The 20,658-nt window shown below is 59.7% G+C and carries 14 protein-coding genes; 9 read left to right on the top strand and 5 right to left on the bottom strand.

Annotation, left to right across the window (positions count from 1 at the left end):
* Window positions 1–84 precede the first annotated feature (84 nt).
* The 4 genes from ACSBQV_RS06785 (at window position 85) to serS (ending at window position 7,316) form a co-directional block, all read left to right on the top strand.
* Window positions 85–3,750, top strand: a complete 3,666-nt coding sequence (locus tag ACSBQV_RS06785) for a DNA translocase FtsK 4TM domain-containing protein (RefSeq protein ID WP_099783652.1) — start codon at window positions 85–87, stop codon at window positions 3,748–3,750.
* A 198-nt stretch (window positions 3,751–3,948) separates the two neighbouring features.
* A complete protein-coding gene (lolA, locus tag ACSBQV_RS06780) occupies window positions 3,949–4,560 on the top strand; it encodes an outer membrane lipoprotein chaperone LolA (protein WP_033642555.1) in 612 nt (203 codons plus the stop codon).
* Between the two features lie 67 nt (window positions 4,561–4,627).
* Window positions 4,628–5,914 (top strand): replication-associated recombination protein A, encoded by a 1,287-nt coding sequence (locus ACSBQV_RS06775; protein WP_046897122.1) that lies wholly within the window; start codon window positions 4,628–4,630, stop codon window positions 5,912–5,914.
* A gap of 109 nt (window positions 5,915–6,023) precedes the next feature.
* On the top strand, window positions 6,024–7,316 hold the full coding sequence (serS, locus tag ACSBQV_RS06770; protein ID WP_033642556.1) for a serine--tRNA ligase: 1,293 nt from the start codon (window positions 6,024–6,026) through the stop codon (window positions 7,314–7,316).
* A gap of 54 nt (window positions 7,317–7,370) precedes the next feature.
* Here the strand turns inward: serS and ACSBQV_RS06765 are convergent, their stop codons facing one another.
* The gene (locus tag ACSBQV_RS06765) at window positions 7,371–7,736 is read right to left on the bottom strand and encodes a DUF1801 domain-containing protein (protein ID WP_099783654.1); all 366 of its coding nucleotides are present in this window, start codon (window positions 7,734–7,736) and stop codon (window positions 7,371–7,373) included.
* 163 nt (window positions 7,737–7,899) lie between these two features.
* On the opposite strand from ACSBQV_RS06765, the gene ACSBQV_RS06760 reads away from it, so the two are divergent.
* Window positions 7,900–9,051: an MFS transporter gene (locus tag ACSBQV_RS06760; RefSeq protein WP_033642558.1), complete on the top strand. Its 1,152-nt coding sequence runs from the start codon at window positions 7,900–7,902 to the stop codon at window positions 9,049–9,051.
* 51 nt (window positions 9,052–9,102) lie between these two features.
* Here ACSBQV_RS06760 and pflA read toward each other — a convergent pair whose 3' ends face one another.
* From pflA to ycaO, 4 genes are all read right to left on the bottom strand, one after another.
* Window positions 9,103–9,843, bottom strand: coding sequence for a pyruvate formate lyase 1-activating protein (pflA, locus tag ACSBQV_RS06755; protein ID WP_031299859.1), 741 nt, complete (start codon window positions 9,841–9,843; stop codon window positions 9,103–9,105).
* Window positions 9,844–10,123: 280 nt separating this feature from the next.
* Complete coding sequence (gene pflB / locus ACSBQV_RS06750; RefSeq protein WP_004928286.1) at window positions 10,124–12,406, bottom strand: formate C-acetyltransferase; 2,283 nt, start codon at window positions 12,404–12,406, stop codon at window positions 10,124–10,126.
* Window positions 12,407–12,460: 54 nt separating this feature from the next.
* Entirely contained in the window at window positions 12,461–13,321 is an 861-nt protein-coding gene (gene focA / locus ACSBQV_RS06745) for a formate transporter FocA (protein WP_019454548.1), read from the bottom strand.
* A gap of 460 nt (window positions 13,322–13,781) precedes the next feature.
* The gene (ycaO, locus tag ACSBQV_RS06740) at window positions 13,782–15,545 is read right to left on the bottom strand and encodes a 30S ribosomal protein S12 methylthiotransferase accessory factor YcaO (RefSeq protein WP_099783656.1); all 1,764 of its coding nucleotides are present in this window, start codon (window positions 15,543–15,545) and stop codon (window positions 13,782–13,784) included.
* Window positions 15,546–15,693: 148 nt separating this feature from the next.
* On the opposite strand from ycaO, the gene ansB reads away from it, so the two are divergent.
* The 4 genes from ansB (at window position 15,694) to cmk (ending at window position 20,476) form a co-directional block, all read left to right on the top strand.
* Window positions 15,694–16,740, top strand: a complete 1,047-nt coding sequence (gene ansB / locus ACSBQV_RS06735) for an L-asparaginase 2 (protein WP_099783658.1) — start codon at window positions 15,694–15,696, stop codon at window positions 16,738–16,740.
* 302 nt (window positions 16,741–17,042) lie between these two features.
* Window positions 17,043–18,128, top strand: a complete 1,086-nt coding sequence (serC, locus tag ACSBQV_RS06730) for a 3-phosphoserine/phosphohydroxythreonine transaminase (protein WP_099783660.1) — start codon at window positions 17,043–17,045, stop codon at window positions 18,126–18,128.
* Window positions 18,129–18,241: 113 nt separating this feature from the next.
* Window positions 18,242–19,528, top strand: a complete 1,287-nt coding sequence (gene aroA, locus ACSBQV_RS06725; RefSeq protein ID WP_046686772.1) for a 3-phosphoshikimate 1-carboxyvinyltransferase — start codon at window positions 18,242–18,244, stop codon at window positions 19,526–19,528.
* Window positions 19,529–19,786: 258 nt separating this feature from the next.
* The gene (gene cmk, locus ACSBQV_RS06720) at window positions 19,787–20,476 is read left to right on the top strand and encodes a (d)CMP kinase (RefSeq protein ID WP_004928270.1); all 690 of its coding nucleotides are present in this window, start codon (window positions 19,787–19,789) and stop codon (window positions 20,474–20,476) included.
* Window positions 20,477–20,658: the final 182 nt, after the last annotated feature.

Below are 20,658 nucleotides of genomic sequence, written 5' to 3'. Positions count from 1 at the left end.
CCTGTTTATTCATACAGTTTCGGCGCCGGGGCAGTTTCTCGGCGCTGTTGCTATGTCAGCTAACAGGAACCTGGAGAGCCTTTCTTGAGCCAGGAATATACAGAAGATAAAGAAGTTACCCTGAAAAGACTCAGCAGTGGCCGGCGTTTGCTGGAAGCTGTGCTTATCGTGGTAGCGATTTTTGCCGTTTACCTCATGGCTGCGTTGGTCAGTTTCAACCCGTCTGACCCAAGCTGGTCGCAGACCGCGTGGCATGAGCCGATTCACAATCTGGGCGGCGGTGTCGGGGCCTGGTTGGCCGATACGCTGTTCTTCACCTTCGGGGTGCTCGCCTACGCGATACCGCCGATCATGCTGGTCCTGTGCTGGGCGGCTTATCGCCAACGCAGCAACAGAGACTACATCGACTATTTCGCGCTTTCCCTGCGCCTGATCGGCACCCTGGCGTTAGTGCTCACCTCCTGCGGGTTGGCGGCGTTGAACGTCGACGATCTCTATTACTTCGCCTCCGGCGGCGTGATCGGCAGCCTGCTGAGCAACGCCATGTTGCCGTGGTTCAACGGCATCGGCGCCACGCTGGCGCTGCTGTGCGTATGGGCGGCGGGGTTGACGCTGTTTACCGGCTGGTCCTGGCTGGTGATCGCCGAGAAGATCGGCGGGGCGGTGTTGGGCGTTGCGACGGTGATGACCAATCGCTCACGTCGCGAAGAGCGCTATTTCGAGGATGACGAGCGTTACGTTGACGACGAGCCTGAGCAGGCAGGGAAGGGCGCCGCCGCAGCGGTTGCCGCGACCGCCGCCGGAGCTGCGGCCGCCGATGACGACGTGCTGTTCTCCGCGCCTTCGGTCACCGAAAGCGCCAAAGCGGCGGCGGAAGACGCCGCCGATCCGTTGCTCAGCGGCCTGCGCGCCGACGATGGCGAGTTTGAAGCAGAAGCCGCACCCAGCGCGCCGGCGGCTTCGCCTGCACCGACGGTGAAGGCAGAGATCCACGAGCCCGTTGCTGCGCCGATCGCCGCTCAGGCGCCGTCGGTAACGGTGGCGCCGGCCGCGCCGGCCTCGGTCAATCAGCACCCGGTAAGTGCGCCGGCGCAAGACGCTACGCCGCCGCTGTATTCCTTCGAGATCCCGGAAGAAACGCCTGCGCCTAAGGCGACGCGTCCTGTCGATCCTTATCAGGATGACGATGAGCCGCGCCTGGGCAATTGGCAAGAGCCGGCCCCGCAGCCGGCAGCGCGTTCTCCCTTTGATTTTACCGCCGCGCAGCGCGACAGTGCCGACGTCAGCGGAGCAGGTGGTTTCAGCGCCGCCGGCGCCAAGCCACAACTGGATACGGCAGCCGCTGCCGCTGCGGGCGCCGCGGCGGCGACCTTTATGCCGGCCTTCACGGCGACCAGCGACGGCAATTCTCAGGTTAAACAGGGTATCGGCCCTGAGTTGCCGCGGCCGAATCCGGTGCGTATTCCGACCCGTCGTGAGCTGGCTTCCTACGGCATCAAGCTGCCTTCGCAGCGTGCTGCCGAACAGGAACAGCGCCAGGCGGAGCCTCAACAGCCGACGGCGATAAATCCGCAGGAAGAAGAGGCGCTGCAGGAAGCCGCGCTGCGCCAGGCGTTCGCCACGCAGCAAAGCGAGCGCTATGGCGAAAGCTACGAGCCGGAGCAGGATGATGAAAATGCTCAGCAGGAAGCCGAGCTGAGCAAGGCGTTCGCCGAACAACAGAATCAACGTTACGGTGAAGTCCAACAGGACGATGAAGAGGCGCGGCAAGAGGCTGCGCTGCGTCAGGCTTTCGCCGAGCAGCAGCAGGCGCGTTATGGCCAGCAAGAGACTGCCCCGCAGGCGCCGGCCGCCAGCCCGGTCGATACCCGCAATGCTTTCAGCTTCTCGCCGATGGCGGATTTAGTGGACGATGGCCCGAGCGAGCCGATGTTCACGCTGTCCCCACAGCTTGAAGAGCGCATTGAACAGCAAAGCGAGCAAGAGGACGACGTGCCGTTTGGCCAGTTTGAGCCTGCGGCGCCGGCTGCTCAACCTCAGCAACCGCATGCGCAACCGCAACAATACCAACAGCCGCAGCAGCAACCTTATCAGCAGCCGCAGCAACAACAGCAGTATCAACAGCCGTCGCAGCAGCAATATCAGCAGCCACAGCAACCGGTGCAGCAGCAGCCTCAGCAAGCTCCGGCCGAGCCGCACCCGGCGATGGACAGCTTGATTCACCCGTTCCTGATGCGCAACGATCAGCCGCTGCAGAAGCCGACTACGCCGCTGCCGACGCTGGACCTGCTGACCGAAGCGCCGAAAGAGGTGGAGCCGGTCGACTCCTTCGCGCTGGAACAGAAAGCGCGCCTGGTGGAGGCCAGTTTGGCCGATTACCGCGTAAAAGCCGACGTGGTGGATATCCTGCCGGGGCCGGTCATCACCCGCTTCGAGCTGGATCTGGCGCCGGGCGTCAAAGCGGCGCGCATTTCCAACCTGTCGCGCGATCTGGCGCGCTCGCTGTCGACTTCGGCGGTGCGCGTGGTGGAAGTGATCCCCGGTAAGCCTTATGTCGGTCTGGAACTGCCGAACGCCAAGCGGCAAACGGTGTATCTGCGCGAAGTGCTGGACTGCCCGGCCTTCCGCGACAATCCGTCGCCGCTGTCCATCGTATTGGGTAAAGACATCTCCGGCGAACCGGTCGTGGCCGATCTGGGCAAAATGCCACACTTGCTGGTCGCCGGTACTACCGGCTCCGGTAAATCGGTCGGGGTCAACGCCATGATCCTGAGCATCCTGTATAAGGCCACGCCGAAAGAAGTGCGCTTTATCATGATCGACCCGAAAATGCTGGAGCTGTCGGTTTACGAAGGTATTCCGCACCTGTTGACCGATGTGGTCACCGACATGAAAGACGCCGCCAACGCGCTGCGCTGGTGCGTGGGTGAGATGGAACGCCGCTACAAACTGATGTCTGCCCTGGGCGTGCGTAACCTGGCCGGCTACAACGAGCGTGTCGATCAGGCCGAAGCGATGGGGCGTCCGATCCCGGATCCGTTCTGGAAACCGACCGACAGCATGGACATCACGCCGCCGGTGTTGGAGAAAGAGCCGTACATCGTGGTGATGGTCGACGAATTCGCCGACCTGATCATGACGGTTGGCAAGAAGGTTGAAGAGTTGATCGCTCGCCTGGCGCAAAAAGCGCGTGCGGCGGGCATCCACCTGGTGCTGGCGACCCAGCGTCCTTCGGTGGATGTGATCACCGGCCTGATCAAGGCCAACATCCCGACGCGTATCGCCTTTACCGTGTCGAGCAAGATAGACTCCCGCACCATCCTCGATCAGGGGGGCGCCGAGTCCTTGCTGGGCATGGGTGATATGCTTTATCTGGCGCCGAACTCCTCGATCCCGGTGCGCGTACATGGCGCATTCGTGCGCGATCAGGAAGTGCACGCGGTGGTCAAGGATTGGAAAGCGCGCGAGCGGCCCCAATATAAAGAGGGCATTCTCAGCGGCGGTGAAGACGGCGAGGGCGGTGCCGGCGGCGGTATGGACGGTGACGAAGAGCTGGATCCGCTGTTTGATCAGGCGGTGGATTTCGTGGTGGATAAACGCCGCGCCTCCATCTCCGGCGTACAGCGCCAGTTCCGCATCGGCTATAACCGCGCCGCGCGCATCATCGAACAGATGGAAGCGCAGGGCATCGTCAGCGAGCAGGGGCACAACGGCAACCGCGAGGTGCTGGCGCCGCCGCGGCACGATTGATGGTCGTTTAGCCATTGCAACTCAATAAGAAAGGGCCGCTTAAGCGGCCCTTGTGCAAAGAAGCGTAAACCCGTTTCTTCTCGGAACATTGGCCTACCGGCCGTTCGCCGGCTTCGGGTAAAGTAACGGGGTAAAGGGTTGATTTGACCCGCACGGCGCCGCCTTGCGGTTAACGCATTTCATAAGGTATCTGGAATAATGAAAAAACTGTTAGTTGCCTGCTGTCTGCTTTCGGGATTCGCTTCTACCTCCGTGCTGGCCGACGCCGCACAGGATCTGCAAAGTCGCCTGGCGAAGGTGAACAGTTTCCACGCCAGCTTCTCGCAAACCGTGACCAGCGCCGACGGTGCCGCGGTGCAACAGGGTGAAGGCGAGCTGTGGGTGAAGCGGCCGAACCTGTTCAACTGGCACATGACGTCACCCGATGAGAGCGTGCTGGTCTCCGATGGCCAAACCCTGTGGTTCTATAACCCGTTCGTTGAGCAGGTGACGGCGACTTGGCTGAAGAACGCCACCGGCAATACGCCGTTTATGCTGATCACCCGCAACAATGCCAGCGACTGGAAGCAGTACAATGTGAAGCAAAAGGGCGATGATTTCGAGCTGACACCGAAATCCGCCAGCGGCAACCTGAAGCAGTTCGCCATCAGCGTGACCAACAGCGGCACCATCCGCAGCTTCGCCGCGGTGGAGCAGGACGGCCAGCGCAGCGCTTATACGCTGAAAAGCCAGCAGAACGTCACCGCCGATCCGGCCAAATTCAAATTTACCCCGCCGAAGGGGGTGACGCTGGACGACCAGCGCCAGTGAGGTGCAAGTGAGTAATAATCTGTCGCTCGATTTTTCCCAGAACGAGTTCCAGCCGTTGGCCGCGCGTATGCGGCCGACCACGCTGGCGCAGTATATCGGCCAGCAGCACCTGCTGGCCGCCGGCAAGCCGCTGCCGCGCGCCATCGAGGCCGGGCAGCTGCACTCGATGATTCTATGGGGGCCGCCGGGCACCGGGAAGACGACGCTGGCAGAGCTGATCGGCCGTTATGGTCAGGCGGACGTCGAACGGATATCCGCCGTGACCTCAGGGATCAAGGAGATCCGCGAGGCGATCGAGCGGGCGCGGCAAAACCGCGACGCCGGCCGCCGCACTATCCTGTTCGTCGATGAAGTGCACCGCTTCAACAAAAGTCAGCAGGACGCCTTCCTGCCGCACATTGAAGACGGCACCATCACCTTTATCGGCGCCACTACCGAAAACCCTTCGTTCGAACTGAACTCGGCGCTGCTGTCGCGCGCCCGCGTCTATTTGTTGAAGGCGCTGACGGCCGAAGACATCGGCCAGGTGCTGGATCAGGCGATGAACGACAAGGCGCGCGGTTTTGGCGGCCAGAACGTCGAGCTGCCGGCGGAAACGCGCCGCCTGCTGTCGGAGCTGGTGGGGGGCGATGCGCGCCGGGCGCTGAACAGCCTGGAAATGATGGCGGACATGGCGGAGCTCGACGCCAAAGGCGTACGGGTGCTGACGCCGGAGCTGCTGAAGGAGGTGTCGGGCGAGCGCAGCGCGCGCTTCGACAACAAGGGCGACCGTTATTACGACCTGATTTCCGCGCTGCATAAATCGGTGCGTGGTTCGGCGCCGGACGCCGCGCTGTACTGGTATGCGCGCATCATTACCGCCGGCGGCGATCCGCTCTATGTGGCGCGCCGTCTGTTGGCGATTGCCTCTGAAGACGTGGGCAACGCCGATCCGCGCGGCATGCAGGTGGCGATCGCCGCCTGGGATTGTTTCACCCGCGTGGGGCCGGCAGAGGGCGAGCGCGCCATTGCGCAGGCGATTGTTTACCTGGCTTGCGCGCCGAAAAGCAACGCGGTTTACACCGCGTTCAAGGCCGCCATGCGCGACGCCAAAGAGCAGGCCGATTATGACGTGCCGGAGCATTTGCGCAACGCGCCGACCAAGCTGATGAAGGAGATGGGGCTGGGGGCGGAATACCGTTACGCTCACGACGAACCCAACGCCTACGCCGCCGGCGAGAACTACTTCCCGCCCGAAATGGCCAACACGCGCTACTACCAACCGACCTCGCGCGGGCTGGAAGGGAAAATCGGCGAAAAGTTGGCATGGCTGGCTGAGCAGGATCAAAATAGCCCGACAAAACGCTACCGCTAGCGTGGCCGTTGCGGTAAGGTTAGCGGGTATCACTCTTCTTTTATGCGGCTATAAATCAGCCGCATAGAACAACAACACTTCTTTCAATAACAACAAGCACAGGATTAGCATGCTCGATCCCAATCTGCTGCGTAATGAGCTAGACGCAGTCGCCGTCAAACTGGCTCGCCGAGGCTTTAAACTCGATCTGGATCTGCTGCGTTCGCAGGAAGAACGCCGCAAAGTTCTGCAGGTAGAAACTGAAACGCTGCAAGCGGAACGCAACTCCCGATCGAAATCCATCGGCGCGGCCAAAGCGCGTGGGGAAGACATCGAGCCGCTGCGTCGCGAAGTGAACGAGCTGGGTGACAAGCTGGATGCCGCCAAGGCGGAACTGGATGCGCTGCAGAGCGAGATCCGCGATTATGCCCTGACGCTGCCTAACCTGCCGGACGACGCCGTGCCGGACGGTAAAGACGACAGCGAAAACCTGGAAGTCACCCGCTGGGGTGAACCGCGCCAATACGACTTCGCGGTGCGCGATCATGTCGATCTGGGCGAAATGGCCGGCGGGCTGGATTTTGCCGCCGCGGTTAAGCTGACCGGTTCGCGCTTCGTGGTGATGAAAGGGCAAATCGCCCGCATGCACCGCGCGCTGTCCCAGTTCATGCTGGATCTGCACACCGAACAGCACGGCTACCTGGAGGCCTACGTGCCTTACCTGGTCAACCACGCCACGCTGTACGGCACCGGCCAACTGCCGAAGTTCGGCGAAGACCTGTTCCATACCCGCCCGCTGGAAGAAGAAGCCGACAGCAGCAACTACGCGCTGATCCCAACGGCGGAAGTGCCGCTGACCAACCTGGTGCGCGACGAGATCGTGGAAGAGGAAACTCTGCCGCTGAAGATGACCGCGCACACGCCATGCTTCCGTGCGGAAGCCGGTTCTTACGGCCGTGACACCCGCGGTTTGATCCGTATGCACCAGTTCGACAAGGTCGAAATGGTGCAGATAGTCCGTCCGGAAGATTCGATGGATGCCCTGGAAGAGCTGACCGGCCATGCGGAGAAAGTGCTGCAGCTGCTGAACCTGCCTTACCGCAAGGTGCTGCTGTGCACCGGCGACATGGGCTTCGGCGCCTGCAAGACTTACGATCTGGAAGTGTGGCTGCCGGCGCAGAACACCTACCGCGAGATCTCGTCCTGCTCCAACATGTGGGACTTCCAGGCGCGCCGCATGCAGGCTCGCTGCCGCAGCAAGGCCGACAAGAAGCCGCGTCTGGTCCACACGCTGAACGGCTCCGGCCTGGCGGTCGGCCGTACGCTGGTGGCGGTGCTGGAAAACTACCAGCAGGCCGACGGTCGCATTCAGGTGCCTGAAGTGCTGCGTCCTTATATGGGCGGCCTGGAATACATCGGTTAAACGGCAAAGCATTTGAAAAAAGCGCCTGCGGGCGCTTTTTTTTATGTCGGAAATTCAGTTTGTCGCCAGTGCGTAGGCCTGTTTAATGTAGTCCGCCAGGTGCTTGCTTTTCACTTCGGCGGGCGTGTGGAGCTTGATGTGCCGCCGATATTGGCCGTTGCCTTCAAGTTGCTGATAGCGATCTTCCAGTCGGTGCCCTTGGCCGAATTCCACCGTGACGTGATTGCGGTAGGCGAAAACGCCGCAGAAAAATTGAGTATGCGAGAACATGATGCCGCCGTATTTGACCGATTCGGTGATGCCACTGCCGCTCGCCGCAGCGACCCGGCGCACCTGTTGTACGATCTCCAGCAGCTCACCGTGCGTGCTGCCGATGTCTGCCAGCAAGGTCTCGACCGCCGCATTATTTGCCTGACTCATCTCGCTTCTCCGTCGTTAAATCCGCTCTGCGCTGAGCATAGCGCTTTTTCAGCCGCTTAGCCGGAAACAAATCGTGCGCTGGAATGATAAGAGGCGATTGACTTTTTTATCGCCAGTGGCATGATGCGCGCACTCTCATTGCGCGTTCGGTCACAATTTCACTATGTCCGCTTACTCCCGCCCGGTGCTCTTATTGCTCTGCGGCCTCTTGCTGCTCACGGTATCCATTGCCGTTTTGAATACGTTAGTGCCGCTTTGGTTAACCCATGCTCAGCTGTCGACCTGGCAAGTGGGTATGGTCAGCTCCTCTTATTTCAGCGGCAACCTGTTGGGCACGTTGGTAGCGGGCAAACTGATCCAGCGCGTCGGCTTCACCCGCAGCTATCATCTCTCTTGTTTGCTGTTCGCCGCCGCGACCGCCGGCATGGTGCTGTCGATCGATTTCTGGAGCTGGCTGGGCTGGCGCTTCTTCGCCGGCGTCGGTTGCGCCTGGATCTGGGTGATCGTGGAGAGCGCGCTTTTGCGCAGCGGCAATTTGAGCAACCGCGGCCAGCTGCTGGCGGCCTATATGATTGTCTATTACCTCGGTACGGTGACCGGCCAATTACTGTTGAGCATGACCTCGACCGAATTGCTGCATGTGGTGCCGTGGGTGACCGCGATCGTGATCAGCGCCATGTTGCCGATGTTGTTCGCGCGGGTAAACCGCCATGAAGACGAGCCGCAGCAGGCGGCGGTATGGACAATGTTGAGACGCCGCAGCGCGCGCCTGGGCATCAACGGCTGCATCATCTCCGGCATTGTGCTCGGTTCGCTGTATGGCCTGATGCCGCTGTATCTCTCTCATCAGGGCATGAGCGACGCTAACGTCGGTTACTGGATGGCGCTGTTGGTCAGCTCCGGCATCGTCGGCCAATGGCCGGTCGGGCGCCTGGCCGATCGTTACGGGCGCCTGCTGGTGCTGCGGATTCAGGTGTTTGTGGTGATCCTCGCCAGCGTGGCGATGCTCGGCAACTACGCCATGGCACCTTCACTGTTCATCCTCGGCTGCGCCGGCTTTACCCTGTATCCGGTGGCGATGTCCTGGGCCTGTGAGAAGGCAATGCCGCACGAACTGGTGGCGATGAACCAGGCGCTGCTGATGAGTTACACCATCGGCAGCTTGCTGGGCCCATCGATGACGGCGCTGCTGATGCAGAACTATTCCGACCGCGTGCTGTTCGTGATGATTGCCGCCGTGGCGTTGGTTTACCTGCTGATGCTGCTGAAAAAGCAGAAGCCGGATCGCCATCACACGCCGTTCGCCGCCGCCTGAGCATAAAAAAAAACCGGCCATGAGCCGGTTTTTTCTTTGGCGCTGCGTCAGTCAGTAAATCACTTTGTGGCCGTAGCTTTCCAGGATGCCTTTGACGCGATCCATGGTCTCGGCCTTCGGCGGATGTACGCCGTCCAGTTTGTACTCTTCCCCCATCGCTATCCATTTGTGCTTGCCCAGCTCGTGGTAAGGCAGCAGCTCGATTTTCTCGATGTTGGTCATGTCTTTGGTGAACTCGCCCAGCAGGTGCGCCGATTTATCGTCGTCTGACCAGCCCGGCACCACCACGTAACGGATCCAGGTGCGCTGGTTGCGTTTCGCCAGATAGCGGGCGAATTCCAGCGTGCGGTGGTTGGAGACGCCGACCAGATTCTGGTGGATCTCGTCGTTCATCTGTTTCAGATCCAGCATCACCAGATCGGTGGTGTCCAGCAATTCGTCGATCACCGGATCGTAGCGGCGCACGAAGCCATTGGTGTCCAGGCAGGTGTTGATGCCTTCGGCATGGCAGGCGCGGAACCAGTCGCGCACGAATTCAGCCTGCAGGATCGCTTCGCCGCCGGACGCGGTCACGCCGCCGCCGGAAGCGTTCATGAAGTGGCGGTAGGCCACCGCGTCTTTCATCAGCTCTTCGACGGTCACTTCTTTACCGCCGTGGGTGTCCCAGGTGTCACGGTTATGGCAATAGAGGCAGCGCATCAGGCAGCCCTGGAAGAAGACGATAAAGCGGATCCCGGGTCCATCGACGGTGCCGCAGGATTCGAAGGAGTGGATGCGACCAGTTACTGACATTGCGGGGTTTTCTCCAATATGGACTGTCAAACGCAGTCTAAAAATAGGCGCGTGGCCGCCGGCCAGGTATCTGCGATGCAGCGGCGGGAGATCCGCCACCGGGGGTAATGATGCCTGTCGGCCGGTCAGTTGCCGGATAACTGTTTTGCCGGCTATCCATTCAGTATAGATATCCGGCAAAACAGACTCGCACAGAGTCAGGGGAGAGCGGTGGGAGAAAAGGGCCGGCAGAACCGGCCCCGACGTTGGCACCGGGCGGTTTCCCGCCCGGTCGGCGTTATTACATCGTTTGAGTGAAGGTACGAGTAATGACGTCCTGCTGTTGCTCTTTGGTCAGCGAGTTGAAGCGCACGGCGTAACCGGAGACGCGGATGGTCAGCTGAGGGTATTTCTCAGGATTTTCCATCGCGTCCAGCAGCATTTCGCGGTTCATTACGTTGACGTTCAGATGCTGACCGCCTTCGATGGAGGCTTCATGGTGGAAGTAACCATCCATCAGGCCCGCCAGGTTGGCTTTACGCACGTCGTCGTCTTTACCCAGCGCGTTAGGCACGATGGAGAAGGTGTAGGAGATCCCGTCTTTCGCGTAGGCAAACGGCAGTTTGGCTACCGAGGTCAGGGAGGCGACTGCACCTTTCTGATCGCGACCGTGCATCGGGTTGGCACCTGGGCCGAACGGTGCGCCTGCGCGGCGGCCATCCGGGGTGTTACCGGTTTTCTTACCGTACACCACGTTGGAGGTGATGGTCAGTACGGACTGAGTCGGTACCGCGTTGCGGTAGGTGCGCAGTTTCTGAATTTTCTTCATGAAACGTTCCACCAGGTCGCAGGCGATGTCATCGACGCGGGCGTCGTTGTTACCGAACTGCGGGTACTCGCCTTCCACTTTGAAGTCGATGGCCAGGCCATCTTCGTCGCGAATGGTGGTGACTTTCGCGTACTTGATGGCGGACAGGGAGTCGGCCGCCACGGACAGACCGGCGATGCCGCAAGCCATGGTGCGATAAACGTCACGGTCATGCAGCGCCATCAGCGCAGCTTCGTAGCTGTACTTGTCGTGCATGTAGTGAATGATGTTCAGCGCGGTCACGTACTGCTTGGCCAGCCAATCCATAAAGTGGTCCATGCGGGCCATGACTTTGTCATAGTCCAGCACTTCGTCCATCATCGGCGCTTCTTTCGGGCCGACCTGCATTTTCAGTTTCTCGTCAACGCCGCCGTTGATGGCGTAAAGCATGGTTTTCGCCAGGTTGGCGCGGGCGCCGAAGAACTGCATTTGCTTACCGACGATCATCGGGCTGACGCAACAGGCGATGGCGTAGTCATCGTTGTTGAAGTCAGGACGCATCAGGTCGTCGTTTTCGTACTGTACGGAAGAGGTGTCGATGGACACTTTCGCTGCGAATTTCTTGAAGTTCAGCGGCAGCTTCTCAGACCACAGGATGGTCATGTTCGGCTCCGGAGACGGCCCCATGGTGTACAGGGTGTTCAGGAAGCGGAAGCTGTTTTTGGTGACCAGGGTACGGCCGTCGACGCCCATACCGGCCAGGGATTCGGTCGCCCAGATTGGGTCGCCGGAGAACAGTTCATCGTACTCAGGGGTACGCAGGAAGCGCACCATACGCAGTTTCATCACCAGGTGGTCGATCAGTTCCTGCGCTTGCTCTTCGGTCAGTTTGCCCGCCTTGATGTCGCGTTCGATGAACACGTCGAGGAAGGTGGACACGCGGCCGAAGGACATGGCGGCGCCGTTCTGGGATTTCACCGCGGCCAGGTAGCCGAAGTAGGTCCACTGCACCGCTTCTTGGGCGCTGGTGGCCGGGCCAGAGATGTCGTAACCGTATTTGGCGGCCATCTCTTTGATCTGAGCCAGAGCGCGATGCTGTTCAGCGATCTCTTCGCGCAGCTGGATGGTCATTTCCAGGTCTTCGCCGTTTTCCAGTTTTTCCTGCAGCGATTTGAACTGGTTCAGCTTGTCGGCCATCAGGAAGTCGATGCCGTACAGCGCCACGCGGCGGTAGTCGCCGATGATGCGGCCGCGGCCGTAAGCGTCTGGCAGACCGGTCAGCACGCCGGATTTACGGCAGTTCAGGATGTCTTTGGTGTAAACGTCGAATACGCCCTGGTTGTGGGTTTTACGGTATTCGGTGAACACTTTTTTCAGCTGCGGATCCAGTTCGCGGCCGTACACTTTGCACGAACCTTCGACCATTTTGATGCCGCCGAACGGGATCAGCGCGCGTTTCAGAGGGGCGTCGGTCTGCAGACCCACGATGGTTTCCAGCTCTTTGGCGATGTAACCCGCGTCGTGAGAAACGATGGTTGAAGCAACGTTGGTGTCGAAATCAACCGGCGCATGAGTGCGGTTTTCCAGTTTGATCCCTTCCATAACCTTGTCCCACAAGGTGGTGGTGGCTTGAGTTGCGCCAGCCAGGAAGGATTCGTCACCTTCATAAGGCGTGTAGTTTTTCTGGATGAAGTCACGAACGTTGACTTCATTCTGCCAGTCACCCTTGCTGAAACCTTCCCAAGCGTTGGCTAATTTCTCGTTAAGTTCGGTCATTGTACACCTACCTTTGATTGTGGATTTCTAACTCTGCGCGCGGTAACTCACAGCTTAGTGCTGTTCGCGGCCCCCACGCAGATAAATTACCCAGTAAGTCAGCCCAACCAGCAGACCGCCGCCGATGATGTTACCAATGGTGACCGGAATCAGGTTGTCGATGATGAAGTTGCTTACTGTCAGATGAGCGAATTGCTCAGGTACCGCCCCTACGGCTTGCCAGAATTCCGGCGTGGCGAAGTGTTTGACCACGATGCCCATAGGGATCATAAACATGTTGGCGATGCTGTGTTCGAAGCCGCTGGCGACAAACATACCGACCGGCAGCACCATGGCGAGCATCTTGTCGGTCAGGGTACGGCCGGAGTAGCTCATCCAGACCGCCAGGCAGACCATCAGGTTAGCCAGAATGCCGAGGCAGACGGCTTCGATAAAGGTGTGATGCAGCTTGTGGTCCGCGGTTTGCAGAACATTCAGGCCCCACTGGCCGTTGGCGACCATATACTCGCCGGAGAACCAGATCAGCGCCACGAAGAACAGCGCGCCGACCAGGTTGCCGAGATAAACGTTCAGCCAGTTGGCGCCCAGTTGGCCCCAGCTGATGCGGCCGCTGGCCTTGGCGATGACGATAAGCACGGTAGAGGTGAACAGGTCGGCGCCCGACACCACCACCAGCATTAACCCGAGAGAGAAACAGATGCCGCCGACCAGTTTAGCCAGTCCGAAAGGCACGCCGGCGGTGCCGGTGGTCGCCGTGATGTAGAAAACGAAGGCGATGGAAATGAAGACACCGGCGGTGATCGCCAAATAAAACGTTTTCAGCGGATGTTTGGTGGCTTTATACACGCCGGCATCTTCAGCGATTTTCGCCGTTGCCGCAGGTAAAATCAGATCGAATGGGCTGTCAGTTTTCAAACTAACTCTCGCTCTTAAGGGTTAAAACAACGCAATGAGATACTAGCAAAGCAGTATAGGGGAAAATTTGATTTGGATCATAAGGCGGGGAAGTAGAGCGCCAAAATGGCATGTTTTATGTGTGGTTTTTATTGTTAATTTATTGAATTTAAACAAAAAACAATTTTTTAATGTTTGCAATTTTTTTTGAATCCACCCGATGTGCCGAGGGTGTCAAAGTTAAATTTTTAGGCGTTTTGTCGCCGTTCGTCGCTGAAAGTTTAATTATCGGTTAATTATTATTTCACCGTCCGGCAACAATCGCCGGTTTATTTATTCTTATGCTCGTTTAACCACCTATTTTCCTGCGGGAAAATAAAACAGAATGCGTTGAAATAAACCGCAAAATGAAAACGCCGCAGCGGAGTGCGGCGTTTGACCGGGGAGGGTACCCCAAAAGTGGCGGTACCCCCAATGGCGATTAGGCCTTGGCCCAGTGACGGCGCTTGGCCGCCTGCAGCTTCTCGTAGGCCGCCAGCAGCGCCTGATGGGCCGGCAACGCCTTCAGATCGGCATCGACGGCGAACAGCCCGTTGAAGCGCTCTTCACCGCTGATGGCGGCCGAGGCCGCGTCCACCGCTTCCTGGCCGTACATTTTCACGAACGCGGTATAGTATTGCGTCGCTTCGCGCTCAGGCTCCTGCGCCAGCAACAACAGCGTTTGCAGGCAACGGTAGTAGTTGCTGCGCGCCGGGCTCAGCACCGAGGCGTTGAAGTCCTGCGTCCATTCGGTCCAAATCAGCGCCTGATCCAGATCGCCGCCCGCCAGCGCCAGCATCGACTTCAGCTCGCCCACGCGCAGGGTATACCAGGCGTTGTCTTTGCCGCTGGCAATGCCCAGCAGTTCGCGTACGCGGGTGAAATCGTCCAGCCCTTCGTCGTCCAACTGCTCGATCAGCGCCAGGTATTCTTCCGGCTCCCACTCGTTGCCCGGCAACGCCAGCAGCGTATCGCGCAGGTGCGCGCCCATGCTGTTGTTGGCCAGCAGCAGGTCTTCCGCCGGGTAGATATCGGACATGCCCGGCACGATGATGCGGCAAGCGTAGACGCCCAGGTGTTCGTAGTCGGCGATGTACACTTCCGCGTCTTCTTTGTCGAAGATGCTCATCAGGGTGGCGAACTCTTCCTGCGTGCTGCCGCTGAAGCTCCAGTCAACGAACGGATAGTCCGCGTCCTGCTTGAACAGATCCCACGAGATCAGGCCGCTGGAGTCGATGAAGTGCGTTTCCAGGTTGGTGTGTTCCGCCACTTCTTCGTCATCGAAGGTCGGCGCGGTGAACACGTCGAGATCTTTCAGGCTGCGGCCCTGAAGCAGTTCGGTCACCGTACGCTCCAGCGCCACGCCGAAGTCCGGGTGCGCGCCGAACGAGGCGAAGCAGGTGCCGTTGGTCGGGTTGAACAGCACCACGCAGATCACCGGGTAGTTGCCGCCCAGCGAGGCGTCGTAGGAGAGGATTGGGAAACCTTCCTCTTCCAGCTTGGCGATGGCTTCCACCACGCCCGGGTAGCGGTTCAGCACCTCGTCCGGGATCGCCGGCAGGCTGATGGATTCGGCGATAATGCGGTTTTTCACATAGCGCTCGAACACTTCCGACAGGCCCTGCACGCGCGCTTCGTTGGCGGTGTTGCCGGCGGACATGCCGTTGGAAACATACAGGTTGCCGATGATGTTCATCGGAATGTACACCGTTTGCTGATCGGACTGACGGGTGAACGGCAGCGCGCAGATGCCGCGATCGGCATTGCCGGACTGCAGATCGACAAGATCGCTGGCGCTCAGCTCTTGTTGCGGATCGTAGAAGGCGTGCAGACGCTCGTCGAGGATGCCGGCCGGCAGCGCATCGTCCGCCGGGATCGGGAACCATTTCTCATTCGGGTAGTGCACGAAGTCGCCTTCGGCGATCTGCTTGCCCAGATAGAAATCGGCGAAGAAGTAGTTGGTGGACAGGCGCTCGAAGTATTCACCCAGCGCAGAGGCCAACGCGGCTTTTTTGCTGGCGCCTTTGCCGTTGGTGAAGCACAGCGGGCAATCGCGATCGCGAATGTGCACCGACCATACGTGCGGCACCGGGTTCAGCCAGGAGGCTTCTTCGATGTTGAAACCGAGATCGCTCAGTTTCTGCTGGAAACGGGCGATGGAATCTTCCAGGGCGGCGTCTTTACCGGGGATAAAAGTTTGCGTCATTGTCTTCACTTTTTGCGCGTACTAAAAACGCGCAATGATACGGGGTTTTACGCTGGAGCTCCACGTATTCCTAAAGCGGCGGCAAAGTCACAGTTTTTTTAAGGATAAAGGCCATAATTCAGCGAGTTATCTGTCACGGAGAAATCTAATGAAATCAGTGAAACTCAGCGTGTTAACCCTTTTGTTGACCGGCGTCAGCGCCTCGGCGCTGGCGCTGCCCAACATCACCCTGCTGGCGACCGGCGGCACCATCGCCGGCGGCGGCGATTCGGCGACGAAATCCAACTATACCGCGGGCAAACTGGGCGTCGAGGCGCTGGTCGATGCGGTGCCGGCGCTGAAGAACATCGCCAACGTGCAGGGGGAGCAGGTGGTTAACATCGGCTCGCAGGACATGAACGATCAGGTCTGGCTGACGTTGGCGAAGAAAATTGACGCCGACTGCGGCAAAACCGACGGCTTCGTCATCACCCACGGCACCGATACGCTGGAAGAGACGGCCTATTTCCTCGATCTGACGGTGAAGTGCGACAAGCCGGTAGTGCTGGTCGGGGCGATGCGGCCGGCGACGGCGATGAGCGCCGACGGCCCGTTCAATCTGTATAACGCGGTAGTGACGGCGGCGGATCCGCAATCGGCCAACCGCGGGGTGCTGGTGGCGATGAACGACAGCGTGCTGGACGCACGAGATGTCACCAAGACCAATACCACCGCCGTGCAGACCTTCCAGTCGCCGAACTTCGGCCCGCTGGGGTACATCCACAACGGCAAGATCGATTACCAGCGTTCGCCGCAGCGCAAGCACACCCGGGAGACGCCGTTCGACGTCAGCAAGCTGAACGAGCTGCCGAAGGTCGGCATCGTCTACAACTACGCCAACGCCTCCGATGCGCCGGCCAGGGCGCTAATCGCCGAAGGGTACCAGGGCATCGTCAGCGCCGGGGTCGGCAACGGTAACCTGTATAAAACCGTGTTCGACACCCTGGCGACGGCGGCGCACAACGGCGTGGCGGTGGTGCGTTCTTCGCGCGTGCCGACCGGCGCCACCACCGAGGATGCGGAAGTGGACGACGCCAAATACGGCTTCGTGGCCGCCGGCACGCTGAATCCGCAAAAAGCGCGCATTCTGCTGCAGCTGGCGCTGACGCAAACCAAAGACGCGAAGCAGATCCAGCAGATGTTCAACCAGTACTGATCGTTTTCTCTCCTGCGGGGGCCGTCCGGGCTCCCGCAGCCATCTCGGCTGAATACAGCATAAAATACCGCGTTAACCCGCTGAATTTCCCCATGTCGCAGGGTTTTATCGTCCAAAAAAACGCGCCGACCGCAGAGCCTGTCATCACCCGGCGCGACCGTTTGCCGCCGACGGGCGAATAAGCGTTGCAGCCATGGGGCGTGAGTGATAAAACCGATGGGTTGGTTAACGCGAGCGTTAACTTCGGGCGTCTTTTCGACAGGTCGCTTTTCTGCGGCGAACAGTGAATGTGGTGAGGGGAAATGACTCAGGTTTATAATTTTAGCTCTGGCCCGGCGATGCTGCCGGTGGAAGTGTTGCGTCGTGCGGAACAGGAACTGTGCAATTGGCACGGCCTGGGCACGTCAGTGATGGAGATCAGTCACCGCAGCAAAGAATTCATCGCCGTTGCCGAGCAGGCGGAACAGGATCTGCGCGATCTGCTGAAAGTCCCCTCCAACTACAAAGTGCTGTTTTGCCACGGAGGCGCCCGCGCGCAATTCGCCGCGCTGCCGCTGAACCTGCTGGGCGACAAGGCCACCGCCGACTACATCGACGGCGGCTATTGGGCGCACAGCGCCATCAAGGAAGCGGAAAAGTATTGCACCCCGAACGTCATCGACGTGAAAACCCGCATCGACGGCCTGAGTGGCATCAAGCCGATGAAAGAGTGGCAGCTGAGCAACGACGCGGCTTACGTGCACTATTGCCCGAATGAGACCATCGACGGCGTGGCCATCGATGAAACGCCGGACTTCGGCGACAAAGTGGTGATCGGCGATTACTCCTCGACCATCCTGTCCCGCCCGCTCGACGTCAGCCGTTTCGGCGTGATTTACGCCGGCGCGCAGAAAAATATCGGCCCGGCCGGCCTGACGCTGGTGATCGTGCGTGACGATCTGTTGGGCAAGGCGCGCAAAGAAGTGCCGTCGATCCTCGATTACACCGTGTTGGCCGAGAACGATTCGATGTTCAACACCCCGCCGACCTTCGCCTGGTACCTGTCCGGGCTGGTGTTCAAATGGCTGAAAGAGCAGGGCGGCCTGGTAGAGATGCAAAAACGCAATCAGGCCAAGGCCGAGCTGCTGTACGCGACCATCGATAAATCCGACTTCTACCGCAGCCAGGTGGCGATCGCCAACCGCTCGTGGATGAACGTGCCGTTCCAGCTGACCGATGCGGCGCTGGATAAGGTGTTCCTCAGCGAAGCCGAGGCCATCGGCCTGCAAGCGCTGAAAGGTCACCGGGTAGTTGGCGGCATGCGCGCTTCTATTTACAATGCGATGCCGCTGGCCGGCGTACAGGCGCTGACCGACTTTATGACCGATTTCGAGCGTCGTCACGGTTGATCCCGTCAGCTCGCCGGGCGCGGGCTGCTCAGGCTGTTGTCCTTTTGCATTAAAGCGGCTCCGGCATTATTCCGGAGCCGTTTCGTTTATCAGAATTGGAGAGTTTTGTTCACATGGTGGATTCCCTGACGTTACAACCGGTTGCCTTGGTCAATGGCACCGTCAACTTACCCGGCTCCAAGAGCGTTTCCAACCGTGCTCTGCTGCTGGCGGCGCTGGCGGAGGGAACGACCCGGCTGACCAACCTGCTGGACAGCGACGACGTGCGTCATATGCTGAATGCACTGCAGGCGTTGGGCGTGAACTACCGGCTTTCCGCCGACCGCACCGTGTGTGAAGTCACCGGCGTGGCCGGGCCGCTGGTGGCCGACCAGCCGCTGGAACTGTTCCTCGGCAACGCCGGCACCGCGATGCGCCCACTGGCGGCGGCGCTGTGCCTCGGCGAAGGCGACGTGGTGCTGACCGGCGAACCGCGTATGAAAGAACGTCCGATCGGCCATTTGGTGGACGCGTTGCGCCAGGGCGGGGCGCAAATTGATTACCTCGAACAGACCGATTATCCGCCGATTCGCCTGCGTGGCGGCTTCCAGGGCGGCGACGTCACCGTTGACGGCAGCGTCTCCAGCCAGTTCCTGACCGCGTTGCTGATGACCGCGCCGCTGGCGCCGCAGGATACGCAAATCCACATCAAAGGCGAGCTGGTTTCCAAGCCGTACATCGACATCACGTTGCACCTGATGCGCACCTTCGGCGTATCGGTGAGCCACGACAATTACCGGGTGTTCCATATTCAGGGGCGCCAGACGTATATCGCGCCGGGCGACTATCTGGTTGAAGGCGACGCTTCTTCCGCGTCCTACTTCCTGGCGGCGGCGGCGATCAAAGGTGGCACCGTGCGCGTGACCGGCATCGGCCGCAAAAGCGTGCAGGGTGACACCAAATTCGCCGATGTGCTGGAGAAGATGGGGGCGCGCATCACCTGGGGCGACGATTTTATCGAGTGCAGCCGCGGTGAACTGCGCGGCATCGATATGGACATGAACCACATTCCGGATGCGGCGATGACCATTGCCACCGCGGCGCTGTTCGCCGAGGGGCCGACCACCATCCGCAATATCTACAACTGGCGGGTGAAGGAAACTGACCGTCTGGCGGCGATGGCCACCGAGCTGCGTAAAGTGGGGGCGGAAGTTGACGAGGGCGAAGACTACATTCACGTCGTGCCGCCGGCCAAACTGCAGTTCGCCGAGATCGGCACCTACAACGATCACCGCATGGCGATGTGCTTCTCGTTGGTGGCGCTGTCGGATACCCCGGTCACGATCCTCGATCCGAAGTGCACCGCGAAAACCTTCCCGGACTATTTCGAACAGCTGGCGCGCATCAGCCAGCCGGCGTAACCGTCAGATCATTTCTTTTAAGGCCCCTTTGCGGGCCTTTATCGTTTTTAACCCCCGGCGACCGGCGTTTCTTCTATACTTTTTCGCGGTTGTGCGCTTATTTTCAACAACCGGACAGTTCCAGGGTAACAGATCGCCGTAGGGCAGCGTATAATACGCCACCGTATTTGCCCCTGATTGGGCAGGTGACAGAGCACCCGGGCTTCGAGTCGAAGCGCGCCGTGCCTCTGTGAGGTTTTCTACCTGAAGGAGAGAGAAATGACGGCTACAGCCCCGGTGATAACCGTTGATGGACCAAGTGGCGCAGGCAAAGGCACGCTGTGTAAAGCGTTGGCCGAGTCCCTTGGTTGGCGTTTGCTGGATTCCGGCGCGATCTATCGCGTGCTGGCGCTGGCGGCGTTGCATCATCAGGTGGATATCACTTCTGAGGAAGCGCTGGTTCCGCTGGCCGCACATCTCGATGTTCGCTTCGTTGCCCAGGACGGCAAGCTGCAAGTGATTTTGGAAGGTGAGGACGTCAGCAATGAGATCCGCACCGAAACCGTCGGCAACACCGCGTCGCAAGCGGCGGCGTTTCCGCGCGTGCGCGAGGCGCTGCTGCGCCGCCAGCGCGCGTTTCGCGAGGCCCCCGGCCTGATTGCCGATGGCCGCGACATGGGCACAGTGGTGTTCCCGGACGCGCCGGTCAAGATTTTCCTCGACGCCAGCTCGGAGGAGCGCGCGCACCGCCGCATGCTGCAGTTGCAGGAAAAGGGCTTTAATGTTAACTTTGAACGTCTTTTAGCCGAGATAAAGGAACGGGACGACCGTGACCGTAATCGGCCTATCGCGCCTCTGGTGCCCGCTTCTGACGCCCTCGTGCTGGATTCTACCAGCATGTCGATCGAAGAAGTGATCCGGCAGGCGTTGACGTATGCACAGAAAGTGTTGGCGTTGCCGCAGCAATAAGCGCGGCGGCGCTATTGGCTTTTTGTCATATTTGTCATAGCGGTATCGCAATATATCGGGTAAAATTTTACCCCTGTAACCTTAAACCCTGTCGGCATGGAGCCAATGGCGGGGTATGTGAAACAACCCCATTCGGCGGGACGCTAAATGGACGTTAAACTAAAGAACCCTGAAGATTAACA

Origin of the sequence: Serratia sp. B501, assembly GCF_051172315.1 — a bacterium.
Lineage (GTDB): Bacteria > Pseudomonadota > Gammaproteobacteria > Enterobacterales > Enterobacteriaceae > Serratia > Serratia ureilytica.
This window is presented reverse-complemented; position numbering and strand designations above follow the sequence as displayed.

What these genes read in the sequence shown, in the direction of transcription:
- ansB (WP_099783658.1), top strand. Translation starts at nt 15,694, where the DNA reads ATGAAATCAGTGAAACTCAGCGTGTTAACCCTTTTGTTGACCGGCGTC.
- ycaO (WP_099783656.1), bottom strand. Translation starts at nt 15,545, where the DNA reads ATGACGCAAACTTTTATCCCCGGTAAAGACGCCGCCCTGGAAGATTCC.
- pflA (WP_031299859.1), bottom strand. Translation starts at nt 9,843, where the DNA reads ATGTCAGTAACTGGTCGCATCCACTCCTTCGAATCCTGCGGCACCGTC.
- ACSBQV_RS06760 (WP_033642558.1), top strand. Translation starts at nt 7,900, where the DNA reads ATGTCCGCTTACTCCCGCCCGGTGCTCTTATTGCTCTGCGGCCTCTTG.
- serS (WP_033642556.1), top strand. Translation starts at nt 6,024, where the DNA reads ATGCTCGATCCCAATCTGCTGCGTAATGAGCTAGACGCAGTCGCCGTC.
- ACSBQV_RS06775 (WP_046897122.1), top strand. Translation starts at nt 4,628, where the DNA reads ATGCGGCCGACCACGCTGGCGCAGTATATCGGCCAGCAGCACCTGCTG.
- cmk (WP_004928270.1), top strand. Translation starts at nt 19,787, where the DNA reads ATGACGGCTACAGCCCCGGTGATAACCGTTGATGGACCAAGTGGCGCA.
- aroA (WP_046686772.1), top strand. Translation starts at nt 18,242, where the DNA reads ATGGTGGATTCCCTGACGTTACAACCGGTTGCCTTGGTCAATGGCACC.
- serC (WP_099783660.1), top strand. Translation starts at nt 17,043, where the DNA reads ATGACTCAGGTTTATAATTTTAGCTCTGGCCCGGCGATGCTGCCGGTG.
- lolA (WP_033642555.1), top strand. Translation starts at nt 3,949, where the DNA reads ATGAAAAAACTGTTAGTTGCCTGCTGTCTGCTTTCGGGATTCGCTTCT.
- pflB (WP_004928286.1), bottom strand. Translation starts at nt 12,406, where the DNA reads ATGACCGAACTTAACGAGAAATTAGCCAACGCTTGGGAAGGTTTCAGC.
- ACSBQV_RS06765 (WP_099783654.1), bottom strand. Translation starts at nt 7,736, where the DNA reads ATGAGTCAGGCAAATAATGCGGCGGTCGAGACCTTGCTGGCAGACATC.